This window comes from Photobacterium sp. Ph5, assembly GCF_022129445.1.
GTDB lineage: Bacteria > Pseudomonadota > Gammaproteobacteria > Enterobacterales > Vibrionaceae > Photobacterium.
Genome location: NZ_JADQAQ010000006.1, coordinates 39,585 through 46,713, shown reverse-complemented (window position 1 = coordinate 46,713; position 7,129 = coordinate 39,585). Strand labels below are relative to the sequence as shown.

The following is a 7,129-nucleotide window of genomic DNA, read 5'->3' as shown; positions in this document are numbered from 1 at the left end:
CACTGCTGTCATGTTTCATGTTAGACATATCCATGCCGCAATCGCTGCTGTCATGTTTCATTTCAGACATGTCCATGCCGCAACTGGCTTTTTGTTGTGGCTCGGCATTTGCTATATGATCACGCAGCTCTTGTTCAACATCTTTAGGATAAAAACGACTAAACAAAAAGCCAACGGTTACGATTAAGATCAAGCCACCAATGACTTCACCCCATAAGAATGTCCACCCCATTAGTGCCACCAGCACAATAAACATTTCCACTATCAAGTTAGTGCTTGATACTAAAAATGCCATTGCGTTAGCGACTGTTGCCTTTTTTGCTAACAAGGTGTGAGACAGTGACGCCGCAGCATAAGAACACGATGATGACACCATACCTAATAAGGTTGTAAAACTCAGACTTTTCACATTAGTTTTGCCTAAGTGTTTCACCACGGTATCAACAGGTAATAAGTTACGAATAAAAGAAGAGAGTATTAAGCCAAAGGCTAATGGCCAAAAGATTTGCCATGACATGTTAAAAAACACAGAAATGACATGAAAGACGATATTGCTATCCCCACTTTCCATGAAGACACCTTTGTTATTGTTATTTAGAAGAGAATATAAATTAAGCATAGTACGCTTACCGAAAGCCTTACATCGCTTTATCACTCAAACTAACTTTGCAAATGTGTCTTAGTAAAAATACAACAATATCAAATAGGTTATGTGTTATTAGAATTACAATAACAAGTCGTTAAATGATCGTTCACCATCCCTACCGCTTGCATAAAGGAATAACAGGTTATTGCACCAATAAACTTAAACCCTTGCTTCTTGAGTACCTGACTCATGTATGCCGACTGATCTGTTTGGGATGGCATTTCTACCATGGTTTGCCATTGATTAACGACCGTTTTATGTTCCACAAACTGCCAGAAAAAATCAGCGAGTGGCATCTGCTTACGAATTTCAATTAACAAGGCAAGGTTATTTAAAGCAGCCGCTATTTTCCCTCGATGTTTTATCACATCAAAATGTTGGCAAATATGCTCGACCAATACTTCTCGTGGCTGTGGCAATAATTCAGCTTCGATTTTCGCCAAATCAAAATCAAGAAAAGCAGCCCGATAAGCCGGACGTTTTCGCAGCACGGTTAACCAACTCAAGCCACTTTGCATACTTTCTAAAACAAAGCATTCTGCAAGGGCGTTATCATCACATGTTTTTTTACCCCATTCGGTATCGTGGTAATGCTGTAACAATGGATCGGTCGTTGCCCAATCGCAGCGAGTTTTAGTCATAACACCCTCTAATAAAAAAATACGGGAGTATTGCTACTCCCGTATTGGCTTCTACATGTCGTTATAATAATTTATAAGAAAACACTTAATGTTGCAGCAATAATGAAAGCAATCGTACCCAGAAGTGTTTCCATTACTGTCCACGTTTTTAGGGTGGTTTTCTCGTCCATATCTAGCAGTTTACCTACTAGCCAGAACCCTGAATCGTTGAAGTGAGATAACACGGTTGCACCCGATGCAATCGCAATCACGATGAAACATAAATCTAATGCGCTTAAACCTGTTGTGGCTGCAACCATAGGTGCAATCAACGCTGCTGTTGTAGTTAGAGCAACCGTTGCTGAGCCTTGTGCTACACGCAGTGCGGTAGAAACTAAGAATGCAGCTACAATTACTGGCATACCAGTATCAGACATTAAGTTAGCTAGCGCGTCACCAATACCACTTGCACGAAGTACACCACCGAACATACCGCCGGCACCTGTTACAAGAATAACGGCACAGATTGGCGCAAGTGAATCACCACATAGTTTTTCAAGTTTTGCCATGCCGTAATTTTTAGAGAACAGTGCCAAACAGAACAACAAGGTGATCATCAATGCGATTGGTGTTTTACCCAACATACGTAAGGCATTAACCCATGTTGCATCACCATTTACCACACCCATGACTGTTAGTGTGTGTAAACCTGTATCCATAAAAATAAGCACTAAAGGCATTAACAAAATAGCAAGTACCGTTGAGAACTTAGGTAAGTTATTTTCGTCAATCACTTCTTGCGTTGCTAAGAATGCTTGTGGCAAAGGAAGGTTAAATCTTTCACCCGCCCATAGACCGTAAAGGTAAGCGCCTAAATACCAAGTCGGCAGTGCAATCAACAAACCAACAATGGTTAATAAACCGATATTTGCTCCCAGCAATTCACTTGCAGCAACAGGACCTGGGTGTGGCGGTAAGAATGCGTGCATCACAGCAAAAGCACCAGCAACAGGTAGCGCGTACTTAATTGTTGAGCCACCAAATTGTTTAGCAACACTAAACAAAATTGGCATCATGACCATTAAGCCAGCATCAAAGAAGATAGGGAAACCAAATAATAATGATGCAACACCTAATGCAAAGGGGGCTTTATCCGAACCAAAGCGACCAATAAGGGTATCCGCTAAGACTTTAGCGCCCCCTGTCACTTCAAGAATTCGCCCTATCATGGTACCTAGACCAACCAGAAGAGCAACAGAGGCTAATGTGCCTCCAAAACCTGACATCATGGTAGGTACAACTTGATCAGCATTAACACCAGTTACTACTGCTGTAATAAAACTCACTAAAGTTAACGCTAGGAAAGCATGTAACTTAAATTTCATTATAAGCAGTAATAACAACAAGATAGAACATGCTGCGATAAACAATAAGTAGGTTGGGTCTAACGTCATACAGGATCTCTCCAGTAAAAAAGAATGTTTTATTCCGTTGTGAATATTTTTATTGTGAGTATCTTCACAACGCTCAATGTTACGGGTAACATGTTACCCGTAACATGGTAACTTACAAGAAAATAGAACAACTGATGTTCAAAAGTGAGATAGAGGTTAAAAAATGGCAGGTCAAAGCATAATTGTAATGGGGGTATGTGGTTGCGGGAAATCTACGATTGGTGAAGGTATCGCCCACAGCTTAAATGCAAAGTTCATCGATGGTGATGATTTACACCCAAGAGCAAACATCCAAAAGATGGCCAGTGGAACTCCATTGAACGATACCGATCGTGAACCTTGGTTAGAGCGTATTCGTGATGCGGCTTATAGCCTCGAGAATAAAAACGAAGTTGGGATCATTGTTTGCTCAGCTTTAAAAAAGAAATACCGCGATCAGATCCGTGAAGGTAATCAAAATGTATCGTTCGTCTTTTTAGATGGTGATCGTGAATTGATCCTTGAACGAATGCGTGCCCGTAAAGGTCATTTTATGCGTGACACCATGTTAACTAGCCAACTTGAAACTCTTGAGCGCCCTGTTGATGAGATGGATGTGTTCACTGTCTCTATCGATGGTTCTATTAACGAAATTATTGAAGATGCAGTTCAGCAATTACGTGAGGCAAATCTATGAATCCGATCATTTCAGCCGTTACCGATCGTATTAAAGCAAGAAGTGCTGAAAGTTATCCGCAATGGTTAGCTATGACCAAAGAAATGGAACAAGCGGGTAAAGGCCGTAGCCAGCTCTCTTGCGGCAATTTAGCTCACGTTGTTGCGGCTAATTGCGCCCAAGAAAAATCAGCGATTTTAGATTTCCTGCATGCCAACATTGCTATCGTCAGTGGCTACAATGACATGCTAAGTGCTCACCAGCCTTATAAATATTACCCAGATATTATTGCAAAAGCGCTGGCGGAATACGGTCATACCAGCCAAGTCGCAGGTTGTGTTCCTGCAATGTGTGACGGTATTACTCAAGGTCAACCTGGCATGGAAATGTCGCTGTTTTCTCGTGATATTGTCGCCCAAGCAACGGCAATTACCTTAAGTCATAACGCTTTTGATGCCACATTGCTATTAAGCATCTGCGACAAAATCGCCCCGGGGCAATTAATCGGCGCATTATCTTTTGCACACCTTCCAACAGCATTCGTGCCAGTTGGACCTATGGGTACAGGGATCAGCAATGATGAAAAGGTTAATGTTCGTCAACAATATGCCGCTGGTGAAGTCGATTCTGCTGCGCTATTAACCATGGAATGCCAGGCATACCACTCACCGGGTACTTGTACATTTTATGGCACAGCGAATACTAACCAACTTATTTTAGAAGCTATGGGCTTAATGCTACCGGGCTCGGCGTTTGTGCCACCGACAAGCGAACTACGAAAAGTATTAACTGAAGAAACCGCTTGTCGTATTGCTGCGGCAGCAAATCAGCAATCAAGCCAATACCGCCCTCTTTATGAAGTAATGACGGCAGAAAGTTTGGTGAATGGTTTAGTGGCATGGTTAGCCTCAGGTGGCAGTACTAACCATAGCTTACATATGGTGGCGATTGCTCGTAGTGCGGGCATTATTTTAACGTGGGATGACATTAGTGATTTATCTGATGTGGTTCCTTTATTGGTACGCATGTATCCGAATGGGCCTGCTGATATTAATGCTTTCCAACAAGCCGGTGGTGTACCAACATTAATGAAAACATTGCACCAACGTGGGCTACTCAATACCAATGTGAAAACGGCGTTTGGTGAATTTACTGACCAAATGACCACGCCAAGCTTACAAGATGGCAAACTGGTATGGTCGCCTTGTGCTGACTCAACAGATAGTGATGTTATTTGTACACCTGAGATCACTTTTAACCCGACAGGTGGCTTAAAAGTATTAAAGGGAAATATTGGTACATCGGTGATTAAAGTGTCTGCGGTTGCAAAACAGCATCAACATATTACAGCACCAGCGAAAGTATTCCGTTGCCAAAACGAGGTTGAAAAAGCCTATAAACAAGGTTTGTTAGATCAAGATGCGATTATTGTTGTGACCCATAACGGACCTGCAGCAAATGGTATGCCTGAACTTCACAAATTAATGCCAATTTTAGGTAATATCCAAAAGAAAGGGTATCAAGTCGCATTGGTTACCGATGGTCGCTTATCAGGTGCATCAGGAAAAATTCCTGCTGCAATCCATATTACGCCAGAAGCCCTACGTGGTGGTGCAATTGGTTTAATTAAAGATGGCGATGTAGTGGAATTAAATGCGATCACAGGTGAGCTAACGGTTAACGCTGATCTTACAGCGCGTAGCGCACCGATGGAAAACGACATACCTGCATTTACCTTTGGTCGTAACTTATTCGCCAATTTACGCAAGCAAGTTTCAAGTGCCGATACTGGCGCCACTATTTTTTAAGTTATTGGATAGGAAGAAAAACATGAATACTTGGCAAGTTAATCCACAAGATGTGTTTGCCGCATCGCCAGTTGTACCTGTAATGATCATTGAACGCGTAGAAGACGCTGTTCCTATGGCACAAGCACTAAAAAATGGTGGTATCACGGTATTTGAAATTACCCTTCGTACGCCTGTTGCTCTTGATGCTATTCGTGCGATTGCCGAAGCGATGCCTGATGCGATGGTGGGCGCTGGAACAGTACTTACCTGCGAGCAGTATGACGCTGCAGTTGAAGCTGGCGCAAAATTTGTGATTTCTCCAGGAATGACACCTAAGTTACTTAGCTATGCAAAATCTGGCACCGCACCTTTAATTCCAGGTGTGAGTACGCCATCAGAAATCATGCAAGTATTAGAGCTTGGCTACCAGCAATTAAAATTCTTCCCTGCGGAAGCGAATGGTGGTGCTAAAGCTCTCGCCGCTATTGCTGCGCCATTACCACAAGTACAATTCTGCCCAACGGGCGGCATTAGCCCTGCAAACGTTGATCAGTACAAAGCGGTGAAATGTGTTGCTACAGTTGGTGGTTCTTGGATGCTACCTAAGGATCTGATTGATAATGGTCAGTGGGAAGAAATCACCAAACTTTCTCAAGAGGCGGTAGCACTATTAGCGTAATGCTAAATCAATCAGTGATTAATAAATAAAGATTGATGAATAAATGTAGCCAGCGCACGATACTCTCGTGCGCTGTTTTTTTATTACTTACTTTCTACTTTTGGCTTTCCTAAGCTCTCACCTAAGTACAAGCTATAACCAATATCTTGAATAGGGTTCGCCACTTTCTTTCCCGCTAATTTCTTCAATAATAATGTCGCTGCTGCCGCACCAATTTCTTCACGCGGTGTATTCACACTCGCAAGCGTCGGGGAAATCGCTTTACCAATATCTAAGGCGTTATAGCCTGCAATGGCTACCTGACTTGGAATGGCAACATTGTGCTCTTGGCAATGCATCATAGCGCCAATCGCTAAGTCATCATTGGTACAAAATACGGCATCCAACTCTGGGTGTTGCGCGAGAGCTTGACGCATTAATTCTCGCCCTTGGGTAAAGCTTGAGTGCTCTTCTGTCGAGACAATACGTGGCGTTAGTCCTTTTGCTTCCATCGCTTGAATATAACCGTCACAACGCAATTGGGTACGGCGATCTAATCGCGCAGCAAAATAAACAATATTGCAGCGTCCGTATTCAATCATCTTAGAGACTAAATCAAATGCCGCCTGTTTGTGATCCAACCCTACCGCCATATCAATTGGGTTTTCAGGCAAATCAATGGTTTCTACCACAGGAATAGCTGCAGCATTGATCATCTTATAACTGCGTTCGCTGTGAATACTTTCAGTCAGGATCAAACCATCAACATGGTAAGACAATAACGAAGCAATCTTTTCTTCTTCCTCCTCCGCACTATAGCCATAGTGGGTGATCAGGGTTTGATAACCTTCTTTTTGGGTTATCGACTCAATCCCCTGTAATAAAGAGGCAAACACTTGGTTAGATAACGAAGGCAGTAAGATCCCAATCGCCTTACTGTTACGATTCGATAAAATATCAGGCGCACGACTGGCGACATAACCTAACTCTTCCACCACTACCGCGATTTTTTCTCGGGTACTTTCAGCCACAGAGCTAGGATCACGCAAATAACGACTCACCGTCATTTTTGTCACTCCCACCTGTTTTGCGACATCATTTAACGTGGGACGGTGTTTCGGTTTGGTTGTCATGAGTCAGTCCTGACGATGGATAAAATAAAATGTGATATAGCGTAGATTATGAGGTAAATCTAATAGCAGCAACTATTTATCTGCAAATTCATCATCATTATCTTTTTAACCCTAAGCTTAAAAGCAATATTAAAGAATCGATTTATTGCAAAAAAGAAAAAACTCAATGAGAA

General features: G+C 42.3%; 7 protein-coding genes. 3 read left to right on the top strand and 4 right to left on the bottom strand.

The features are described from left to right. The 3 genes from I3259_RS03865 to I3259_RS03855 all read right to left on the bottom strand — a co-directional run. Nucleotides 1-571 (bottom strand): permease (locus I3259_RS03865; protein WP_238028415.1); only part of this gene is annotated, 571 nt, incomplete at its 3' end. Nucleotides 572-708: 137 nt separating this feature from the next. Continuing rightward, nucleotides 709-1,287 carry a DNA-3-methyladenine glycosylase I gene (locus I3259_RS03860; RefSeq protein ID WP_238028414.1) on the bottom strand — a complete coding sequence of 193 codons (579 nt, stop codon included), beginning with the start codon at nt 1,285-1,287 and terminating at the stop codon, nt 709-711. A gap of 71 nt (nt 1,288-1,358) precedes the next feature. Continuing rightward, nucleotides 1,359-2,720, bottom strand: a complete 1,362-nt coding sequence (locus tag I3259_RS03855) for a GntP family permease (RefSeq protein WP_238028413.1) — start codon at nt 2,718-2,720, stop codon at nt 1,359-1,361. Between the two features lie 163 nt (nt 2,721-2,883). Between I3259_RS03855 and I3259_RS03850 the strand changes: the two genes are divergently transcribed. Genes I3259_RS03850 through I3259_RS03840 form a run of 3 tightly spaced genes read left to right on the top strand, consistent with a single transcriptional unit; the run spans nt 2,884 to nt 5,844 of the window. Continuing rightward, nucleotides 2,884-3,396 carry a gluconokinase gene (locus I3259_RS03850; RefSeq protein WP_238028412.1) on the top strand — a complete coding sequence of 171 codons (513 nt, stop codon included), beginning with the start codon at nt 2,884-2,886 and terminating at the stop codon, nt 3,394-3,396. Further along, nucleotides 3,393-5,183: a phosphogluconate dehydratase gene (gene edd, locus I3259_RS03845; protein WP_238028411.1), complete on the top strand. Its 1,791-nt coding sequence runs from the start codon at nt 3,393-3,395 to the stop codon at nt 5,181-5,183. Before I3259_RS03850 ends, edd begins: the two co-directional genes overlap by 4 nt. 22 nt (nt 5,184-5,205) lie before the next feature. Next, on the top strand, nt 5,206-5,844 hold the full coding sequence (locus I3259_RS03840) for a bifunctional 4-hydroxy-2-oxoglutarate aldolase/2-dehydro-3-deoxy-phosphogluconate aldolase (protein ID WP_238028410.1): 639 nt from the start codon (nt 5,206-5,208) through the stop codon (nt 5,842-5,844). An 83-nt stretch (nt 5,845-5,927) separates the two neighbouring features. Here I3259_RS03840 and I3259_RS03835 read toward each other — a convergent pair whose 3' ends face one another. Beyond that, nucleotides 5,928-6,956, bottom strand: a complete 1,029-nt coding sequence (locus tag I3259_RS03835) for a substrate-binding domain-containing protein (protein ID WP_238028409.1) — start codon at nt 6,954-6,956, stop codon at nt 5,928-5,930. Between the last annotated feature and the right edge of the window lie 173 nt (nt 6,957-7,129).